Raw genomic sequence first — 18,625 nt, forward strand, 5'->3', positions numbered from 1 at the left:
AGAAACTTATTCAACTCTTAACTGCATTGTTTATATAGTTTATTATGACACCTTTGTGAATGTTACCATATTCTACCTGTTTCCCGCCTATTTCTACAACCGGAATCATTAAATGATACTTCTCCAAAAGGTCATTATCTTCATATATATCTATTTCCTCGATTTGAAAAGAATATTCACATTGTACTTCCTGTAAAACTTGTTTCGCCTGCACGCAAAGGCCACAATCTTTTTTTGTATACAGTACAACTTTCATATTCTTCACCTATCCGATCGTTTTTCGTAATGATGAAGCTGGAATGTGCATTTGTTCTCTATACTTCGCCACTGTTCTTCGAGAAATAACGATTTCATGCTCTTCTTCTAATAATTTTGAAATCTTTTGATCTGAAAGTGGCTTTTTCTTATTCTCCGCCTCAACAAGCGTTTGGATAAATCGTTTCACACGCTTTGTAGAAACTACTTCATCTTCAGTAGTCGAAACAGCATTACTAAAGAACGATTTCATCTCAAATAAACCATGTGGTGTTTGCACATATTTATTTCGCGTTGCACGACTAATTGTAGATTCATGCACACTTAACTCTTCCGCTACCTCTTTTAAAGCAAGCGGTTTTAAATATTCTGGACCTTCCCAGAAGAAATCACGTTGTTTTTCCATAATAATAGTCATCACTTGCAGAAGCGTTTGTTTTCTCTGTTTTAAACTGCGCATAATCCACTGCACATGCTGATACTTTTCTGAGACGTAAGATGCTACTTCACTTTCACTATTATTCAGAAGCGCACTATACTCAGAATGAATTTCAATTCTCGGCATATTTCTCTCGTTCATTTGTAAAACGAGACGATCACCATCTTTTTTCACCGCCATATCAGGTACAATATAAAGTGGTTTATCAGAAGAAAACGCAAGACCTGGTTTCGGCTGTAATGACGTAATACAGTTCACCGCCGATTGCAATTCCTCATTACTACACTTCAACACTTGGACGAGCTTTCGCCAATCTTTCTTCACGAAATAAGCAAATTGATCCTCTATAACCTCTTCCGCTAATCCATTCCGTCTTTGTAAGCGCTTCAATTGCAAAGTTAGACATTCCTGAATATTACGCGCTCCTACCCCTGCTGGCTCGAGCGATTGGACAAGCTCTACAGAGCGGTCGACTACATGAATTGGTGCGGAAAGGAGATCCGCTAACTCTTCGTTCGTTTCTTGTAAATACCCATTTCCATCCATGTTCATAATAATGAAAGAAGCTATTTTTCGCTCTTCTTCTTCTATTTTATAATACTGTATTTGATTTAATAAATGTTGCTGAATCGTTGTTGAATCCACACTGTAGATTTCCATCTGATTCTCGACTTGTTTGCTGGTACTTTTACTTGTGTTAGAGCTCTTTTTCTTCTCCCTCTCAAAACCACCTAACTCAATAAGGGGATTCTCTAACGATTGCTCATACAAAAACTCCGATAATTCTTGTACATTATACTGGAGCATTGTAATCGCTTGCCTTAACTCTTGTGTCATTGCCAAACGTAAGCTTTGTTCTTGTAAAAGACTTGCCTTCAAACTAATCTCCCCCTTGTTTCTATTGTACAATAAGTTTGGTAAAAGGAGAATGCTATCACAGACACCCATTCCAAAATATTATTAATTTATATGTATTAATGAGATTTACAACTTACAACCGAAATTTGAATAATATTGAAAGAAAATAATAGCGCGATAAAAATTATTACCACATACTAATAGTAAATCTTATTACTAGATATAACAAGTATTAATAAAAAGGTCTGCACTTATATTTGTAAGTGCAGACCTTTTTATGCAGATAGATTCATTATGCTTCGTTAAATATAACATCCCCTTCTTCAGCAGGCCATTCACCTTCTAATTCCATGTCGTCTAACATCATTTCAGCCGTAAAGACAATCGCTATTAAATCCTTATGGTAGTCTCCGCTAGGCAAATAGTGACTAGGTCCAAAACAATCCCTATCAATTTCTTTATAGTACAATTCCATATTTAACATGAATTTCAACATTTCATCGCCTGTAATTTCACCAGAATCAGATACAGCAACGGTTCTACGTTCGTTATCCCCTAAAATGCTTAAATTCCCACTAATTTTACGCACCTGCAATCCCCTCATACTATAAGTTTTAAATAATTTTAGTATAAACTCATTGCAGAATTAACAGAAGTACCTTGTAAGCCCATAACAAAAACCCCCTATACACGATTATTTCTAATCACATACAAGAGGTTGTTTTAAATTTATTATTCATTTTCAACACGGAACACCAACAATAAAAAACGCGCCCAGAGGGATTCGAACCCCCGGCAGACGTGGTACCGGAAACCACCGCTCTATCCGACTGAGCTATGGGCGCATGATTATAAAGACACTTCATTTTCTTTCCATAATAATAGCAATAAAATCCATCTAAATCAATAAAAATATCCCCGTAATCCTTTATGCACCTTAGTTAGTAGTATATTAACTAAGCACTCTCTCCTAAATTTTCCAATCATAAATTCACCCCAACTCACAAATTATAATCTTTGAATTGATATTCCAAAGGGGGCTTCATTCAATGACTGTAATTACAAAACTAAAGCAAACTGTTTCTGGATTAAAAAGTGCACAAGCTAGCTTAGAGGGATTCGCTCTTGATACGGATAACCAACAAGCAAAGCAACTTTTCCAAACAGCTGCAGAGCAAACGCAAACGATTATCGATTCTTTAAACCCACGCGTTGAAGAAGTCCAACAAGAAGAACCACAATACTCACAGCAATAACAGATTCGTCATGCTGTGAAATAGAAAAAGGATGATATGCAGTCATCCTTTTTCTATCACATTACATATTGCAATAGAAATGGAATGATAATCATGCGAAAACTCGGCCTCATAACCGCGTTATTTGCCCTTCTATGTAGCTCTTTTTCCGGATGTGATAATAGTCCCTTAGATAAAAAAGTGAAAGAAGAAGCAAAACGAACGGAGAAAGAAAAAGGTCCCAAACTAACAAAGACGAGTACGGAATCCTTTAATCAATCTATATCACAAGGAGCCAAGAAAAGTGCTCTCGCTATGGATGAAATTATAAAAAGCACAGCAGTGAATTCAAATTTAGATCTCTACATAGCAGTTACACCTGAGCATCACGAAAGGTTTGGGCTAAAAGCTTTGCGTAAGAAGCTTCAAAAGCAGCTAAGTGATGAGCATCCTACTTTCGATGTTCGTGTAAGTACTGATAAAAAAATCTTTATGTTACTCGAAAAGCTTGAGAGCAAAATTAAGAAAAAAGAAGTATCTAAAGACGAGATCAATAAGCAATTAAAACTCATTGGGAAAAAAATGGAGTCTAACACTTAACGCTTTTTAATAGAAAAGGAAGGATCGCAATGTCTAGTAAAGATAAGAACTTAACCCCTGTGCAACAAGAGTATAAAAAATTCGAGCAAGAACGCGAACCGAAGCGCCCTGTCTTGAAAAATTGTATTAAAGCCTTTTTCGTCGGTGGTTTTATTTGCTTCATCGGACAACTCATTTCTACGTTTTATATCACATATTTTGATTTCACTGAGCGTTCAGCAGGAAATCCGACAGTCGCAACTCTCATTTTCATTTCCATGTTACTAACTGGATTCGGTATATACGATCGGTTTGGACAGTTTGCCGGAGCAGGTACAGCTGTACCTGTCACTGGATTTGGTAACTCTGTTATTGCCGCATGTATCGAACACCGTACAGAAGGATTCGTTCTCGGCGTTGGTGGCAACATGTTTAAACTAGCAGGATCGGTCATCTTATTTGGCGTATTTTCAGCTTTCGTCATCGCACTTATTAAAACGATTCTCGTTCAATGGGGAGGGCTATAAATGTTACAAGGACACCGAACGTGGGTATTTGAAAACAAACCAGTTATTATTTCGACAGGAGTCGTTGGCGGACCATTTGAAGCGAAAGGGAAAATCCCAGAAGACTTCGATATCCTTCATGAAGATTTATGGCTCGGACAGGATTCCTATGAAAAAGCACATAAAATTTTATTCGAAGAAGCTTGTAGCCGAGCTACTGAAAAAGCAGAACTTCGTAAAGATGATATCCAATTCGTACTTGCAGGAGATTTAATTAATCAAATTACTCCTACAAGCTTTGCTTGTCGTACACTCGGCACTCCTTATCTTGGATTATTCGGTGCTTGTTCTACTTCTATGGAAGGTTTAGCACTTGGGGCAAGTATCGTAAATGCAAAAGGTGCAAAATATTTATTAACTGGGGCATCAAGTCATAACACCGCGGTAGAAAAACAATTCCGCTATCCAACTGAATACGGGGGTCAAAAGCCTCCTACCGCACAATGGACAGTAACCGGGGCAGGCGCGGCTATTTTAAGTGACACTGGACATGGTCCTAGGGTAACATCTGCAACAATCGGACGAGTGGTTGATATGGGACTAACGGATCCGTTTAATATGGGCGGTGCGATGGCTCCAGCTGCCGTCGATACAATTGAAGCCCACTTACGCGAACGCCAAATTGATGCCTCTTACTACGATTTAATCGTAACAGGCGACCTAGGACATGTCGGACGCGAAATTGCTTATGACTTACTACATAAACACGGAACAAAAGTGACAAGCGAACAGTTTCAAGATTGCGGGCTACTCATCTATAGAGAAGGACAACCTGTCATAGCTGGCGCTAGCGGACCAGGATGTTCCGCAACAGTTGTATACGGTCATTTATTAAACCGAATGAAAAGAGGAGAGTTCAAAAAAATACTTGTCGTTGCGACAGGCGCTTTACTATCTCCACTTACATTCCAACAAGAAGAAACGATTCCATGTATCGCTCACGCCGTTTCGATTGAATTTGGAGGTGCAACGCAATGATTTTTTTCTGGGCTTTCGTCATCGGCGGACTCATATGTGTAATTGGCCAACTTATGTTTGATGTTGGCAAGCTAACACCCGCTCATACAATGGCAACACTCGTTGTTGCCGGTGCTATACTGGACGGATTCAACCTGTATGAACCATTAATCGACTTTGCTGGAGCCGGGGCAACTGTACCTATTACAAGTTTCGGTAATGCCCTCGTTCACGGCGCAATGGAAGAAGCTGCAAAACACGGCATCGTCGGTGTCATTACGGGAATGTTTAAAGTAACAAGCGCTGGTATTTCTGCTGCTATCATATTCGGATTCATTGGTGCATTACTATTCAAACCAAAAGGATAAGAGGTGTTTGTATGACAGTTATCGCTAGCGTTAAAACCTGCCTTGCTAGTGTAAGGGGCGCTCAAGCAAGTTTAAGCTCCCTTTCACTAAATTCACAGGACGCGGAATCAAAACGCTTATTTCATGAATGTATGTTAGAAATGGACAGCATCATCGCTGATTTACAGAATAGAGTTTCAGTATTAGAACGCGAAGAACCTCAATATAAAGGGTTTTAAGTAGACTGGAGGAAATGACTATGTCTCACCTGCCGGAATGGACACTTGTCATCCTTCGCTCTGTATTCATATTAATTATTTTATTCACTATTACAAAATGCTTAGGAAAAAGACAAATCTCTCAACTTTCCTTTTTTGAATACATAGCGGGAATGACAATCGGTGATATCGCTGCTCAAATATCTACAGGGCTTGATCAAAAGTTTTTCCATGGTGTCTTTGCCATACTTATTTTCGCCTCGGTACCTTTTTTCGTTGGAATTCTTTCCTTAAAAAACAAAACTGCTAGAGACTTTTTTGAAGGAAAGTCTACCGTTTTAATAAAGGACGGCAAAGTACTTGAGGATAATTTAAAGAAAGAGAAATATACAAGTGATGAATTACTTGAACTTCTTAGAGGAAATGGTGCATTCAGTATAGCTGAAGTCGAATTTGCTGTCTTAGAACCGAGCGGAGAATTAAATGTATTATTAAAGAAAGATTCTCAGCCACTTACAGCAAAAGACATCGGGTTAAAAGTACCTAATGAAAAAGAACCGCAAACTGTTATTATGGATGGCAATGTCTTAGATGAACCTCTATCCTCTAGTGGACATAACCGTGCTTGGTTACATTCTGAACTAGAAAAGCTCGGTGTTGTTATTGAAAATGTCTTTCTCGGTCAAGTGGATTCATACGGACAACTTACTATCGACATTTATAATGACAAACTACAAATGCCTTCTCCTCAAAACAAGCCTTTATTATTAGCATCTTTAAAAAAATGTCATGCTGATCTTGAACTATTTTCCCTAGAAACAAAGTCGAAATCAGCAAGCGAAATGTATAGTAAAAACGCGAAACACATCGAAAAGATTTTAAATAAAGTAACCTATCTTTTAAAAGAATAGATATCGAAAGAACGCTTCAGTAAAAAGGCGTTCTTTTCTTTTTTCTACAACTTTCATGACGTTTAAATTTATGTAATTCGGTTATGATGTTGAAGATACATAAGCAGGGAATTTCAAAAACATAGCGAATAATTCATGGTACAACTACATATTTTTTTGATTTAAAGTGGTTTCGTTTGACCTTTATTGACCATAATTGTATTATAAGACTAAGAAAGCTTTAGAAGGAGGAAATAACAGATGAATTTAATTCCTACAGTAATTGAACAAACAAATCGTGGAGAACGCGCTTACGATATTTACTCTCGACTATTAAAAGACCGCATCATTATGCTTGGTAGTGCAATTGATGACAACGTAGCTAACTCAATCGTTTCCCAGCTTTTATTCTTGGAATCTCAAGATCCAGAAAAAGATATTCACATCTACATCAATAGCCCTGGTGGTTCTATCACAGCAGGTATGGCAATTTACGATACAATGCAATTTATTAAACCACAAGTATCAACAATCTGTATCGGTATGGCTGCATCTATGGGTGCATTCTTACTTGCAGCAGGTGAAAAAGGAAAACGTTATGCACTTCCAAACAGTGAAGTAATGATTCACCAACCACTTGGCGGAGCACAAGGTCAAGCGACTGAAATCGAAATCGCTGCAAAACGTATCCTATTCTTACGTGAAAAACTAAACCAAATTCTTGCTGACCGCACAGGTCAACCACTTGAAGTACTACAACGCGACACAGACCGCGACAACTTCATGACAGCTGAAAGAGCTCTAGAATACGGCTTAATCGATAAGATCTTTACAAATCGTTAATAACTAAAGGTGGAAGCGGCTCGTTCAGAATCGCAGGGTGTTGGAGCTTTTACATCCGAGACGCTTTTTGCCTCGAATGTAAAAGCGAAACAACCGGAGATTCTAGCCGCTGGAGCTAGATAGATCTAAAACGAAAGCGCCCTCTTACAGGGCGCTTTTTTATAATTAAACCTCCGCACGTGCGCCCTACATACCCGCCCCCCAACAACAAAACAAAAAAGCTATCGCACATGCGCGATAGCTTCTTATTGTATATATGCAGCTAATGCTTCTAAAGCTTCTTCTGCATCTGAACCTTCTGTTGTAATTGTTATCATGCTACCAGTTCCAATTGCTAAGCTCATAATCCCCATTATGCTCTTTGCATTCACTGTCTTTCCATCTTTCTCGATGAAGATATCCGCATGAAAGCGATTAGCCTCTTGTACAAACAACGCAGCCGGACGTGCTTGTAAACCGTTTTTTAATGAAACCTTAACTCGTTTTTGAACCACAGCTCCATTTCCCCTTTAACCTCTTATTTTTTTGCTACCGTTTCCCCCGCGCGTAATTTCTCTGCAATCTCATCGATTTTACGCAAACGATGATTAATACCCGATTTACTAATTTTCCCCCCGGATACCATCTCGCCTAACTCTTTCAATGTTACATCTTGATAATCTCTTCGTAATTGTGCAATTTCTCGCAGTTTATCTGGTAATATATCAAGACCAACCGTCTCATCAATATAACGGATATTTTCAATCTGCCTTAGCGCTGCACCAATTGTTTTATTTAAATTGGCTGTTTCGCAGTTCACTAAACGATTTACTGAATTACGCATATCACGAACAATTCGAATGTCTTCAAATCTTAAAAGTGCATTATGAGCGCCTATAATATTTAAAAACTCCGTAATCTTTTCTGCTTCTTTCAAATACGTAATGTACCCTTTTCTTCTTTCCAACGTCTTACTATTTAAATCAAATCCGTTCATCAATTCACATATAGCATCATTATGTTCCTTATATAACGAAAAGACCTCTAAATGATAAGATGATGTTTCTGGGTTATTTACTGAACCACCTGCTAAAAATGCACCGCGTAAATACGATCGTTTACAACATTTCTTCTCAATCAATTCTTGTGATATATTTCGAATCAACGAAAAGTCGTCTCGAACAATATGAAGATCAGCTAATATTTCGCGAGACTTCTCAACAAGCCGCACAATATATACATTATTTTTCTTCAATCGCATTTTTTTACGAACAAGTAATTCTACCGTCACGTCATATCCTTTTTTCAAAAGCGTATAAATCCTTCTTGCAATTGCCGCATTCTCCGTTTGAATATCGATAGATAGACGACGATTTGAAAAAGAAAGCGATCCGTTCATTCGAAGTAACGCTGATAATTCTGCTTTCTCACAGCATTCCTTCATCTCAAGATTCGTTAGCTCTTTCTTTGTTTCTGATGCAAATGACACAGTCAACACCTCCTTATACGATTACTTTGGAACAAAAATCTTGTCCTATATGAAATGATGAGCGTTACCTCAAACGAGGCAACGCACATCTACAAGAGTGAATATAAAATAGAAGCTAGTTTTAATGTATCGTGCCTTACAACACGATCATCATACTTCGCTAATTGATCTTGAATGACATCAATATTGCTCTCTGTAAAACGCTCTTCATCTACTACAACTGGTGCCGACATTTCTTCCTCATATAACTGACGTAATTCACAAGGAATATCACGGTTATTTACAATTGCAGTATCGATAAATGGTTTACCTAAATGATCATGTAACGCCTGCACATGGTCAAACGCAGTATATCCCATCGTTTCACCAGCTTGCGTCATAACATTACACACATATACCTTCTTCGCTTTTGCAGCAAGAACAGCGTCCCCGATTTTGTTAACAACTAAATTCGGTAATATACTCGTATACAAACTTCCTGGACCAAAAACAAGTAAATCAGCTCGTTTAATTTCAGCCAACGTTTCATGTAACGGCTCTACATCTTCTGGAGTTAAAAAGACGCGGTTAATCTTCTTCCCGGAATAAGGAATCTTTGATTCACCTGTTACAATTTCTCCATCTTCTAGTTCCGCATGAAGTACCGCACTTTGGTTCGCTGCCGGTAACACACGTCCTCTGACATTTAACACTTTACTCGTTTCCGTAATCGCATGGAAGAAGTCTCCTGTAATCGAGGTCATACCCGCTAATAATAAATTTCCTAACGCATGACCTTTCAGCCCGTCTCCCGTTGTGAAACGATGCTGAAATAAAGCTTCCACCAGCGGCTCTACATCTGATAACGCAACAAGTACGTTACGAATGTCACCTGGGGGTGGAATTTCGAGCTCATCACGTAATCTACCTGAACTGCCACCATCATCAGCGATTGTAACAACTGCTGTAATATCAACCGGATATTGTTTTAATCCTCGTAATAAAACAGAGAGTCCAGTACCGCCTCCCATAATAACAATTTTAGGTTTTCTCTCTTTTTTCATCCCTTAATGGCCCTTTCTCTTCTCCACATCACGATGAGATACATGAACGCTATACTCTGGTTTCAAATGTTTCCCAAGGTATTCTGTAAGCGTAACAGAACGGTGCTGTCCACCTGTACATCCAATTGCAATTACAAGTTGACTCTTGCCTTCTCTTTTATAATGAGGCAGCATGAAAGTAATAAGATCCGTCAATTTCTCTAAAAACTTATGTGTCTCATTAAATTTCAGCACATACGATGAAACTTCTTCATCTAGTCCTGTTAATGGCTTCATATGTGGAATGTAATATGGATTTGGTAAAAAACGAACATCAAATACTAAATCTGCATCAATTGGAATACCGTACTTAAATCCAAATGACATAACATTTACACGAAATGCTTGCTCAGTTTCAGTTGAAAACAGATGAACAATTTTTTCACGTAATTCTTTCGGTTTTAAATCCGATGTATCCAGCACAATATTCGCTCGCGCCTTCATATCAGTTAATAAGCCACGCTCCATCTCGATTCCCTTTAACGGCAAACCAGTTGGTGCAAGTGGATGCGAACGTCTCGTTTCTTTATAACGAGTTACAAGCGTGCCATCTTTCGCATCTAAGAATAAAATATGAGGAATAATCCATGTACGTTCTGATAAATCATCAAGTGCTCCCCATAAATGTTCGAAAAACTCTCGGCCACGTAAATCAACGCCAAGTGCCACTTTATTCATTTTCCCTTTTGAATCTGCCATAAGCTCAATAAACTTCGGCAATAACATCGGTGGTAAATTATCTACACAGAAATATCCTAAATCTTCAAAACTTTGTAAAGCTACTGTCTTTCCAGCTCCAGACATTCCTGTAATAATTACCATTTTTATATCATTATTCTCTGTCATCGTATCCTCTCCTTGACGGTTTAACTCGGATCTAATCGATATGAAAGCAACTCAAAATCTGGGGTATATACAAATGTACCGTAGATTATGCCATTTCCTTTAATTAAATAATCAATAATGTGATAATCTCCTGGTGCCATTGCTAAATCATCAATTTTGTCAAATGTATGCCAACCAATGATGCCTTCTTCGCTCTCTAGTTTGTTTTCTCCTGCAAAATCTGTCGCTAAAAAGGAGAACATCATCCATTCAGAAACAACTTTATCACCTTCTTGGATGACAAAGGTGAAGACCCCTTTTAACGCTGGGTTCTTTAAATAAATACCTGTTTCTTCACGATACTCGCGAACAACGGAATCTCTTACTGTCTCACCACGCTCCATTTTCCCGCCTGGTGCAACCCACCAATTTCGGCGAGGTTTTTGGAGTAAGAGTACTTCATTATCTCTAATTAACACACAGTTTGTCACTCTTTGCATGTTTCTTCACCTCAGCTACTTGCAGTAAATTTCTCACTGCATACTCATTTCATTATACTATCAAAAACAGTTTGCTACAACGAAGGAGCCAGTCCTCTTTCGCTAAGCACATGCTACTCAACAATTTTAAAAAAGCTTTCTAGAACAAGCAATGTAAATGCCTAGACTTTCAATGAATAGCATAAAAAATCCCCTTAACGATTTTTATCGCCAAGGGGATTAAAGTCCTTATTTCTTACCGAAATAAGTAACAATCGCAAATCCTAAAATAAAGGTAATAATTGAACTTATAATTGAAAATCCTCCAGTTGGAATACCAGGGAACACAATTACAATCGAGCCGATAACAAGTCCAATAATTGCCGCAAATGTCATACTTTTATAACGATCTAACAAGAAACTAATTCCTTTACTACTTACAACAAACCCCGCCATAACACCAGCACCGATAACTACGATTAAAGGTAAGTTCAGTGTAGTTAAAGCATTAATTGCTGTCGGATACACACCAATAATTAATAAAATAAATGATCCGCTAATTCCAGGAAGCAACATAGCCATACTAGCCATCCAGCCCGCGAAAAATAAACCAATTGCATTTAAAATTGTTAACGTCGTAATTGGATCTGCTGCCTTATCTGGTTTAAAGAAAGCTGTGATCGCAACAAGAATTGCTGCAACTATTAATAAAACAATGTGCTTACCTTTAAACGACGACTTTGCATCAGCTTCTCTCATTAACATCGGTAATATACTAATAATTAAACCGAGGAAGAAAAATTGAGTCGGTTCATAATGATTTGCAAGTAAATATTTAATAACGTGACTTAACGTTAAAAACGCTGCTGCCACACCAGCTGCAAGGGGAATTAAAAAGCCTAAATGTTTTTTCCATTCGCGACTAAAGAATCCACTAATTGCCGCAAGCAATTGTTCATAAATCCCTAACACAACAGCGATTGTACCGCCGCTCACACCAGGAATTAAATCACTAACGCCCATACAAAATCCACGATATATATTACGCCATTCCATACTGAATAAATTCCTCATTTCTTATAGTGATTTTTCCGTAAAGTCCAGTATATCAATAAGAAAGCTTATAATCTTAATATTTTTTGACAAAACTTTGACATTTTCATAAAAAAAGAAGAAAGCTCCTATTGGTAGCTTTCTTCTCAAAAGGCATATTATCCCTTATTTTTCTGATACAGTTTTTAGTTCTTCTAATAATTCTTCTACATAATGTTGAGCACTTTGTGCTGCGATACTACCATCACCTGTTGCCGTTACAATTTGACGTAGCATTTTTTCACGAACATCTCCAGCTGCGAAAATACCAGGAACTTTCGTTTCCATACGCTCATTTGTTTCAAGGTAACCATTTTCATTTGTAATACCTAGTTCAACAAATGGTTTTGAAAGTGGTAACATACCGATGTATATGAATACGCCGTCAGTTTTGACTTCTTTCTCTTCTCCACTGTTTACGTCTACAAGTGTCACGCTTCCTACTTTACCATTTGCATCGTTAATTTCTTTAATAGTGTGATTCCAAATGAAATCTACTTTCTCGTTTTGGAAAGCACGATCTTGTAAAATTTTCTGTGCACGAAGAGTGTCACGACGGTGAACGATTGTTACCTTTGATGCGAAGCGTGTTAAGAACACACCCTCTTCAACAGCAGAATCTCCACCACCAATAACTACAAGTTCTTTTCCTTTAAAGAAAGCCCCATCACATACTGCACAATATGATACACCACGGCCGCCAAGCTCTGTTTCGCCTGGCACACCAATTTTTTTATATTCTGCACCGCTTGCAACGATAATTGCACGTGCTTTATATTCTTTTTTACCAGCAATAATTGTTTTGTATTCTTTACCATCGATGACTGCTTTCACATCACCGTATGCATATTCAGCACCAAATTTCTTCGCATGCTCAAACATTTTATTTGATAAGTCTGGTCCTAAAATGGACTCATAACCTGGGTAGTTTTCTACATCTTCTGTGTTTGCCATTTGGCCACCTGGAATACCACGCTCAAGCATTAATGTGCTTAAATTCGCACGAGATGTATATACTGCAGCTGTCATACCAGCTGGTCCTGCACCAATAATAATGACATCATAAATTTTTTCTTCTGACACATCATTCACTCCTATTCATTCCTACACAATTAAGTTACCCTCATTATACTGTTAGCATCATTTTTTTCCCAATGATTTGCTTACCCTATGTGTGCGTACGCTTAACAGCCTGCACATACTTTCGAACAGTCGCTACAGATACATTATATACATCTCCAAGCTCCGACTGTGTCATCTTATTTCCTTGTTCGCCGCGCACAATATATTCAACCGCAGCTGACCAGCCGTATACATTTGTAAAAACTGCCCCAGATGTATATAAACGTATGAACGTACAAAACCAAAATTGTAAACACTCTTCGATTAATTCATCATCTTTTTTCGTATAATTATATAAAGCATCCGCAATTTGCGCGCACTGTTCAAATTGCTGTAAATCCGCTGGAATGCTCTTATGGCTATTAAGTAAAAAGAAATACTTTGCAAGTTGCGATACGATTGGAACACCGTTTTTCGCCTGCGTTACATCAAAGAAGAATCCCACCTTCTCTGGCGTTGACAATTCATTCATTAAATATAAAGCTAGCATTTGTTCCTCTAGCGTCGCACTTTGTTGAAATGATTTTCGTAATTCTTCAAATAATACGTTTTGTCCTTCATCTGCTAAATTCAGCGCATTCCACGGTTCTTTTCCCTTTTTATCAGGGTGCAATTCTACAACATGCTGCCACATTTTTTCAGCTACTTGCTGATCTTTCACCATATAAGCAGAATATGCAAACCAATAATAAAAACTAACGTCTCCCTCGTATCCTTGACGCTTTAATACTTTGAACCATTTATATGCAGGCTCAAAATGACCAATTGTTGCAAGTGTCGTTCCTAGTTTCAAACGATGCTCGAACGAAATCGGATATACTGAAACTAACTGCTCCGCTAACGCTTCTACTTGTTTATGCTCTCCAATTGAATATAGGAAAATAAGCGTATTACAAAGCGCATGTATATTACCAGGATTTTTCTCTAAAATCATTTCCGTTAACTTCAGAGCTTTATCTACATTACCAGATTGAAAATGTGCAATGGCTAAATTATTATGACCCGACCAAAATTCCGGATAATCTTTTGTAACAATTTCTAATGTAGCAATTGCTTCTTCCAATTGTCCGTTACGAATATAACGATTCGCTTCTTCCTGCATAACAATTAGATCATCTTCATCCTCAATCTCTTCCTCGCCCATCGCTTCTTCTTCCATAATTTCAAGTAATTCTAATGTATCTTCTACAAATTCCTTCTCTTCTGCAACTTCTAAATAGCGATCCGCATACTTTTTCGCCTGCTGAAATAGCCCCATATATGCATAATTATTTGCAATAAAATAATAGCATTGTTCAAGTTCTGGATTAGATCTAACAAGCTTAAAGAAGATTTGATTCGACTCTTGATATTCACCAGCCTCAGATAATACTGTTGCTAATTGACATAAAATAAACGGCTCCTTCTCACTTTGTGCCGCTCTTCGAAAATATTTAATTGCATCTTGCAATTTCTGCCCTTTGTAAGCCCTCATCCCTTTTTTATAAAAGAATTCCGCTAATTGATTAAAAGAGATAACTTGTCCGTTCTCCTTATATATTCCTTGATTTTTCCCCATATATCCTCCAGTTTTTTGTTTTCTTCGTTCACACATTCTTCTATCTATAAGTATAAACGATTCCGTAAAAAACAAAACAGTATATTATACTCAATTATTTCCTTTTTATTCATTAAAAAAGAAGAGAAATGTTACATTTTTAGCATCAACCTTCTCTAGCATCCATTTCTTCTTTCGTATAAATAACACGCATTGGATTTCCACCCACGAAAGCACCACTTTGGACATCTCTATGAACAAGTGTGCCAGCTGAAATAATCGCGCCATCCCCAATTTTCACACCTGGTAATATAGTCGTATTTGCTCCAATCATCACTTCATTTCCTATGATGACCTCTCCAAGTCGATATTCGCGAATTAAATATTCATGTGCTAAAAGCGTTGTATTATAGCCGATAATCGAATTCTCTCCCACAGTTATCTTTTCTGGGAACATAATATCCGGCATTACCATAAGCGCAAATGATGTTTTCTTTCCGACTTTCATCCGTAAAAATGTACGGTACAACCAATTCTTGACGGATAAAAATGGTGTATAACGCGCAATTTGGATAATAATAAAGTTCTTCATTACCTTCCAAAAAGACACTGTTTTATACACATTCCATAATGAATTTTCTCCCGAAACAGGATAGCGCGTTGTCCGTCGCACTTAACTCGCTCCTCTACTAAAAAGTGAAACTGTAAGTTAATAGGGAAATACACCCCCACTAACTTACTTGGACCTTTATAAACGGTTCATATTAGACAAAATTGGTAGCAAATCACTCATTTTATCTAGCATAAAGTCCGGCTTGTAAGCCTCTAAATACGCTCTACCTTTCAACGTCCATGAGACAGCAGCTGTTTTCGTACCCGCATTTTGTCCACCAACAATATCATGATGGTTATCCCCAACCATCAATGCTTCTTCCGGTTTCGCATCTAATAACTCAAGCGCTTTTTGAAGTGGTTCTGGATGTGGTTTCACATGCTCTACATCATCAATTGTCACGACAACATCAAAAAATTCATCAAGCTTTGATAACCTTAATCCCATCTCAACTGTTTGTCTCGCTTTCGTTGTAACAATACCAACTTTATAGCCTTGCTTCTTCAACTCTTGAACTGTTTCATATACAGTTTCATATTCTTCCACTAATTCATCGTGATGATCATGGTTAAATTGACGATAACATGTAATCATCTCTTCAACCTTGTTGTCATCAATCTTGCTGAAAGTATCATGTAAAGAAGGGCCGATAAATGGCAATACATCTTCACGCTTATATTGATTTGGATAATATGTATGTAACGTATGTAAAAAAGAAGAAATAATAAGTTCGTTTGTATTAATTAAAGTTCCATCTAAATCAAATAACACTGTATTTATTCTCATTGCCTTAGTCCCTTCTCTTTCCTGAATATGAAAGAAGCAGCACCTTATAATAAGATGCTACTTTTCTCTAATTTTCCGAATATCTTTTATCAGCTTGCCCCATTTTCCGTCTCACAATAATGAAAACAATAGAAATAACAACAAGTCCAATTGACATTACTTGTGCGATACGAAGTGGTCCTAACATTAAACTATCTGTACGTAAGCCTTCTACGAAGAAGCGCCCTATTGAATACCAAATTAAATATGTGAAGAATAATTCCCCGCGTCGTAAATTCACTTTTCGTAATGAAAGTAATAAAATGACACCTGCAAAATTCCATAATGATTCATATAAAAACGTTGGGTGATAGTACACACCCTCAATATACATTTGATTAATAATGAAATCCGGTAAATGAAGTCCTTCTAAAAACTGTCTCGTTACTTCATCACCATGCGCCTCTTGGTTCATAAAGTTTCCCCATCGACCAATTGCTTGTCCTAGTAAAATACTTGGCGCAGCAATATCAGCCAACTTCCAGAATGAAACCCCGCGTCGTTTTGCAAAAAGAATTCCTGTAATAACAGCCCCGATTAAACCACCATGAATCGCCAAGCCACCTTGACGAATATTAATAATTTGACTCGGGTTTTGCGCGTAATATTCCCATTCAAAAATAACATAGTACATTCTCGCAAATAGAATAGCGATCGGTACTGCAATTAATACAAGGTCAACAAATGTATCTTTTGGAATACCTAGCCTTTCTCCCTCGCGAGTTGCTAGCCAAAGACCTAATAGCACACCCGTACCGATAATAATCCCGTACCAATAAACAGGAAACGGCCCAAGTTGGACAGCTACGCGGTCAAGCTGTGGTACAGAACCTAACAGCATATGTATGACCTCCCTCTCCAAAGTTTACTCCTGATTTCCTAACTCAATCGCACTCATTAATCGTTCAGAGAACTGTTGTGCTGCATTGACTCCCATACGTTTTAAACGGAAGTTCATCGCTGCTACTTCAATAATAACAGCCAAGTTTCGACCAGGACGAACTGGAAGTGTAATCTTTGTAAGCTCTGTATCAATAATCTTCATCTTCTCTTCATCAAGACCTAAGCGATCGTAATTTTTCTTTTGATCCCAAATTTCAAGATTAATAACAAGTGTAATACGCTTATAATTTCGCACTGCCCCTGCACCGAATAACGTCATCACGTTAATGATACCTAGACCACGAATTTCTAATAAATGCTCAATTAAATCTGGTGAGCTTCCGACTAACATGTCTTCATCTTCTTGGCGAATTTCTACACTATCATCCGCAACAAGGCGATGACCACGTTTTACAAGCTCAAGAGCTGTCTCACTTTTACCGACACCACTTTGACCTGTAATTAAAACACCAACACCGTAAATATCTACTAACACACCATGTACAGCTGTTGTTGGTGCTAACTTACCTTCTAAATAATTAGTTAAACGACTTGATAATCTTGTTGTCGTTTGAGAAGAACGTAATAAAGGCATACCTGATTCACGCGATGCATGCAGTAACTCATCTGGTACATCTTGATTACGAGTTATAATAATACATGGCGTCTCCTCAGTACAAAGCGCTTTCATTCTCTCTTGCTTTTGCTCTGACGTTAATGTGTCAAAGAACGTAAGCTCCGTCTTTCCAAGAAGCTGCACACGATCAGCTGGATAATATGTGAAAAATCCTGCCATTTCAATTCCAGGTCGTGATAAATCACTTGTATCAATCGGACGATGAATTCCTTCTTCACCACTTATTAACTCCAATTGAAATTGTTCAATTAAATCTTTTGTCCTTACTTTCGGCATATGTATAAACCTCCACTCCGCTGCGGGTTCAGTCTCATTTGATGTAAAATTCCATTCTACCGGATATTGTACCATTTTTTTCTGGAAACAAGAAATACGGTTTCTAATAAATAGAAAAAAACATTTCATATACATCATGAAATGTTTTTCTTTTTGTCATTTTCTCTTTTTTTCATACAGTGGCTCCACAATTGCCTTTTCAATAATCATATTAAAAATTGAAATACAAATTGCCGCTACAATCGCTACACCGAATCCTGATATATTAAATGCATCTCCTAATAATGAATCTGCTATTTTTAACGTAATCGCATTAATAACAATTAAGAAGAACCCGAAAGTTACAAGAGTAATTGGTAGCGTAATTAAAATTAAAAACGGTTTTACGAACACATTTAAAACAGCCAAGATAATACTCGCAATAATTGCAGTTTGTATATTTGCTACGTAAAACGCGTCTGGCGCAATCCCTTTTAAAAGTCCCGATACAGCGATTAACACAACGCTATTTACAAGAAGTGATACAATCCATCTCATTTTCTTACACATCCTTTTGACATATATATTTCATCATACGCTAATAGATAAGAAACGCAAGTA

The 18,625-nt window shown here is 37.6% G+C and carries 24 protein-coding genes and 1 tRNA gene; 8 read left to right on the forward strand and 17 right to left on the reverse strand.

The annotated features are described in order from the left end of the window. Nucleotides 1-10: 10 nt before the first annotated feature. The 4 genes from DN393_RS18735 to DN393_RS18750 all read right to left on the reverse strand — a co-directional run bounded on the left by DN393_RS18735 (nucleotide 11) and on the right by DN393_RS18750 (nucleotide 2,397). On the reverse strand, nucleotides 11-256 hold the full coding sequence (locus DN393_RS18735; RefSeq protein WP_064476221.1) for a glutaredoxin family protein: 246 nt from the start codon (nucleotides 254-256) through the stop codon (nucleotides 11-13). A gap of 9 nt (nucleotides 257-265) precedes the next feature. Then, on the reverse strand, nucleotides 266-1,573 hold the full coding sequence (gene rpoN, locus DN393_RS18740) for an RNA polymerase factor sigma-54 (RefSeq protein ID WP_064476220.1): 1,308 nt from the start codon (nucleotides 1,571-1,573) through the stop codon (nucleotides 266-268). A 271-nt stretch (nucleotides 1,574-1,844) separates the two neighbouring features. Next, nucleotides 1,845-2,141: a hypothetical protein gene (locus DN393_RS18745; RefSeq protein WP_149173757.1), complete on the reverse strand. Its 297-nt coding sequence runs from the start codon at nucleotides 2,139-2,141 to the stop codon at nucleotides 1,845-1,847. Nucleotides 2,142-2,321: 180 nt separating this feature from the next. Further along, nucleotides 2,322-2,397, reverse strand: a tRNA-Arg gene (locus DN393_RS18750). 204 nt (nucleotides 2,398-2,601) lie between these two features. On the opposite strand from DN393_RS18750, the gene DN393_RS18755 reads away from it, so the two are divergent. From DN393_RS18755 to clpP, 8 genes are all read left to right on the forward strand, one after another. After that, nucleotides 2,602-2,808: a DUF1657 domain-containing protein gene (locus DN393_RS18755; protein WP_000216160.1), complete on the forward strand. Its 207-nt coding sequence runs from the start codon at nucleotides 2,602-2,604 to the stop codon at nucleotides 2,806-2,808. Nucleotides 2,809-2,901: 93 nt separating this feature from the next. Continuing rightward, entirely contained in the window at nucleotides 2,902-3,387 is a 486-nt protein-coding gene (locus DN393_RS18760) for a YhcN/YlaJ family sporulation lipoprotein (RefSeq protein WP_064476218.1), read from the forward strand. Between the two features lie 29 nt (nucleotides 3,388-3,416). Further along, the gene (gene spoVAC / locus DN393_RS18765; RefSeq protein WP_000095399.1) at nucleotides 3,417-3,893 is read left to right on the forward strand and encodes a stage V sporulation protein AC; all 477 of its coding nucleotides are present in this window, start codon (nucleotides 3,417-3,419) and stop codon (nucleotides 3,891-3,893) included. After that, nucleotides 3,894-4,910 carry a stage V sporulation protein AD gene (gene spoVAD / locus DN393_RS18770; protein WP_000938954.1) on the forward strand — a complete coding sequence of 339 codons (1,017 nt, stop codon included), beginning with the start codon at nucleotides 3,894-3,896 and terminating at the stop codon, nucleotides 4,908-4,910. Further along, nucleotides 4,907-5,257: a stage V sporulation protein AE gene (gene spoVAE, locus DN393_RS18775; protein WP_000575918.1), complete on the forward strand. Its 351-nt coding sequence runs from the start codon at nucleotides 4,907-4,909 to the stop codon at nucleotides 5,255-5,257. Before spoVAD ends, spoVAE begins: the two co-directional genes overlap by 4 nt. An 11-nt stretch (nucleotides 5,258-5,268) precedes the next feature. After that, nucleotides 5,269-5,475 carry a DUF1657 domain-containing protein gene (locus tag DN393_RS18780; protein WP_064476217.1) on the forward strand — a complete coding sequence of 69 codons (207 nt, stop codon included), beginning with the start codon at nucleotides 5,269-5,271 and terminating at the stop codon, nucleotides 5,473-5,475. Between the two features lie 20 nt (nucleotides 5,476-5,495). After that, nucleotides 5,496-6,365, forward strand: coding sequence for a DUF421 domain-containing protein (locus tag DN393_RS18785; protein ID WP_064476216.1), 870 nt, complete (start codon nucleotides 5,496-5,498; stop codon nucleotides 6,363-6,365). A 240-nt stretch (nucleotides 6,366-6,605) separates the two neighbouring features. Then, nucleotides 6,606-7,187: an ATP-dependent Clp endopeptidase proteolytic subunit ClpP gene (clpP, locus tag DN393_RS18790; protein ID WP_001049163.1), complete on the forward strand. Its 582-nt coding sequence runs from the start codon at nucleotides 6,606-6,608 to the stop codon at nucleotides 7,185-7,187. Nucleotides 7,188-7,432: 245 nt separating this feature from the next. On the opposite strand, the gene DN393_RS18800 is transcribed toward clpP, so the two are convergent. The 13 genes from DN393_RS18800 to DN393_RS18860 form a co-directional block, all read right to left on the reverse strand. Next, on the reverse strand, nucleotides 7,433-7,681 hold the full coding sequence (locus DN393_RS18800) for an HPr family phosphocarrier protein (RefSeq protein ID WP_000250305.1): 249 nt from the start codon (nucleotides 7,679-7,681) through the stop codon (nucleotides 7,433-7,435). Nucleotides 7,682-7,704: 23 nt separating this feature from the next. Next, the gene (whiA, locus tag DN393_RS18805) at nucleotides 7,705-8,655 is read right to left on the reverse strand and encodes a DNA-binding protein WhiA (protein ID WP_064476215.1); all 951 of its coding nucleotides are present in this window, start codon (nucleotides 8,653-8,655) and stop codon (nucleotides 7,705-7,707) included. A gap of 89 nt (nucleotides 8,656-8,744) precedes the next feature. Beyond that, nucleotides 8,745-9,698, reverse strand: coding sequence for a gluconeogenesis factor YvcK family protein (locus DN393_RS18810; RefSeq protein WP_000712182.1), 954 nt, complete (start codon nucleotides 9,696-9,698; stop codon nucleotides 8,745-8,747). A gap of 3 nt (nucleotides 9,699-9,701) precedes the next feature. Then, complete coding sequence (gene rapZ, locus DN393_RS18815; protein WP_000138461.1) at nucleotides 9,702-10,583, reverse strand: RNase adapter RapZ; 882 nt, start codon at nucleotides 10,581-10,583, stop codon at nucleotides 9,702-9,704. 20 nt (nucleotides 10,584-10,603) lie between these two features. Then, nucleotides 10,604-11,062 carry an NUDIX hydrolase gene (locus tag DN393_RS18820; RefSeq protein WP_001190080.1) on the reverse strand — a complete coding sequence of 153 codons (459 nt, stop codon included), beginning with the start codon at nucleotides 11,060-11,062 and terminating at the stop codon, nucleotides 10,604-10,606. A 228-nt stretch (nucleotides 11,063-11,290) separates the two neighbouring features. Continuing rightward, nucleotides 11,291-12,097, reverse strand: a complete 807-nt coding sequence (locus DN393_RS18825; RefSeq protein WP_000455195.1) for a DUF368 domain-containing protein — start codon at nucleotides 12,095-12,097, stop codon at nucleotides 11,291-11,293. Nucleotides 12,098-12,259: 162 nt separating this feature from the next. Beyond that, nucleotides 12,260-13,216 (reverse strand): thioredoxin-disulfide reductase, encoded by a 957-nt coding sequence (gene trxB, locus DN393_RS18830; protein ID WP_001288065.1) that lies wholly within the window; start codon nucleotides 13,214-13,216, stop codon nucleotides 12,260-12,262. An 85-nt stretch (nucleotides 13,217-13,301) separates the two neighbouring features. Further along, a complete protein-coding gene (locus DN393_RS18835) occupies nucleotides 13,302-14,813 on the reverse strand; it encodes a tetratricopeptide repeat protein (protein ID WP_064476214.1) in 1,512 nt (503 codons plus the stop codon). Between the two features lie 145 nt (nucleotides 14,814-14,958). Then, on the reverse strand, nucleotides 14,959-15,465 hold the full coding sequence (locus DN393_RS18840; RefSeq protein WP_149173758.1) for an acyltransferase: 507 nt from the start codon (nucleotides 15,463-15,465) through the stop codon (nucleotides 14,959-14,961). A gap of 75 nt (nucleotides 15,466-15,540) precedes the next feature. After that, nucleotides 15,541-16,191 carry a pyrophosphatase PpaX gene (ppaX, locus tag DN393_RS18845; protein ID WP_064476212.1) on the reverse strand — a complete coding sequence of 217 codons (651 nt, stop codon included), beginning with the start codon at nucleotides 16,189-16,191 and terminating at the stop codon, nucleotides 15,541-15,543. A 67-nt stretch (nucleotides 16,192-16,258) separates the two neighbouring features. After that, nucleotides 16,259-17,071, reverse strand: coding sequence for a prolipoprotein diacylglyceryl transferase (lgt, locus tag DN393_RS18850; RefSeq protein WP_149173759.1), 813 nt, complete (start codon nucleotides 17,069-17,071; stop codon nucleotides 16,259-16,261). A 24-nt stretch (nucleotides 17,072-17,095) separates the two neighbouring features. Further along, nucleotides 17,096-18,025, reverse strand: a complete 930-nt coding sequence (hprK, locus tag DN393_RS18855) for an HPr(Ser) kinase/phosphatase (RefSeq protein ID WP_001127246.1) — start codon at nucleotides 18,023-18,025, stop codon at nucleotides 17,096-17,098. Nucleotides 18,026-18,181: 156 nt separating this feature from the next. Next, the gene (locus DN393_RS18860) at nucleotides 18,182-18,562 is read right to left on the reverse strand and encodes a phage holin family protein (protein ID WP_001267307.1); all 381 of its coding nucleotides are present in this window, start codon (nucleotides 18,560-18,562) and stop codon (nucleotides 18,182-18,184) included. Between the last annotated feature and the right edge of the window lie 63 nt (nucleotides 18,563-18,625).

This window comes from Bacillus sp. BPN334 (assembly GCF_008368885.1).
In the GTDB taxonomy this organism is placed as follows: domain Bacteria; phylum Bacillota; class Bacilli; order Bacillales; family Bacillaceae_G; genus Bacillus_A; species Bacillus_A wiedmannii.

What these genes read in the sequence shown, in the direction of transcription:
- DN393_RS18860 (WP_001267307.1), bottom strand. Translation starts at nt 18,562, where the DNA reads ATGAGATGGATTGTATCACTTCTTGTAAATAGCGTTGTGTTAATCGCT.
- DN393_RS18820 (WP_001190080.1), bottom strand. Translation starts at nt 11,062, where the DNA reads ATGCAAAGAGTGACAAACTGTGTGTTAATTAGAGATAATGAAGTACTC.
- DN393_RS18735 (WP_064476221.1), bottom strand. Translation starts at nt 256, where the DNA reads ATGAAAGTTGTACTGTATACAAAAAAAGATTGTGGCCTTTGCGTGCAG.
- DN393_RS18810 (WP_000712182.1), bottom strand. Translation starts at nt 9,698, where the DNA reads ATGAAAAAAGAGAGAAAACCTAAAATTGTTATTATGGGAGGCGGTACT.
- lgt (WP_149173759.1), bottom strand. Translation starts at nt 17,071, where the DNA reads ATGCTGTTAGGTTCTGTACCACAGCTTGACCGCGTAGCTGTCCAACTT.
- DN393_RS18780 (WP_064476217.1), top strand. Translation starts at nt 5,269, where the DNA reads ATGACAGTTATCGCTAGCGTTAAAACCTGCCTTGCTAGTGTAAGGGGC.
- rapZ (WP_000138461.1), bottom strand. Translation starts at nt 10,583, where the DNA reads ATGACAGAGAATAATGATATAAAAATGGTAATTATTACAGGAATGTCT.
- spoVAD (WP_000938954.1), top strand. Translation starts at nt 3,894, where the DNA reads ATGTTACAAGGACACCGAACGTGGGTATTTGAAAACAAACCAGTTATT.
- DN393_RS18760 (WP_064476218.1), top strand. Translation starts at nt 2,902, where the DNA reads ATGCGAAAACTCGGCCTCATAACCGCGTTATTTGCCCTTCTATGTAGC.
- DN393_RS18825 (WP_000455195.1), bottom strand. Translation starts at nt 12,097, where the DNA reads ATGGAATGGCGTAATATATATCGTGGATTTTGTATGGGCGTTAGTGAT.
- hprK (WP_001127246.1), bottom strand. Translation starts at nt 18,025, where the DNA reads ATGCCGAAAGTAAGGACAAAAGATTTAATTGAACAATTTCAATTGGAG.
- spoVAC (WP_000095399.1), top strand. Translation starts at nt 3,417, where the DNA reads ATGTCTAGTAAAGATAAGAACTTAACCCCTGTGCAACAAGAGTATAAA.
- DN393_RS18835 (WP_064476214.1), bottom strand. Translation starts at nt 14,813, where the DNA reads ATGGGGAAAAATCAAGGAATATATAAGGAGAACGGACAAGTTATCTCT.
- DN393_RS18785 (WP_064476216.1), top strand. Translation starts at nt 5,496, where the DNA reads ATGTCTCACCTGCCGGAATGGACACTTGTCATCCTTCGCTCTGTATTC.
- clpP (WP_001049163.1), top strand. Translation starts at nt 6,606, where the DNA reads ATGAATTTAATTCCTACAGTAATTGAACAAACAAATCGTGGAGAACGC.
- DN393_RS18755 (WP_000216160.1), top strand. Translation starts at nt 2,602, where the DNA reads ATGACTGTAATTACAAAACTAAAGCAAACTGTTTCTGGATTAAAAAGT.
- spoVAE (WP_000575918.1), top strand. Translation starts at nt 4,907, where the DNA reads ATGATTTTTTTCTGGGCTTTCGTCATCGGCGGACTCATATGTGTAATT.
- ppaX (WP_064476212.1), bottom strand. Translation starts at nt 16,191, where the DNA reads ATGAGAATAAATACAGTGTTATTTGATTTAGATGGAACTTTAATTAAT.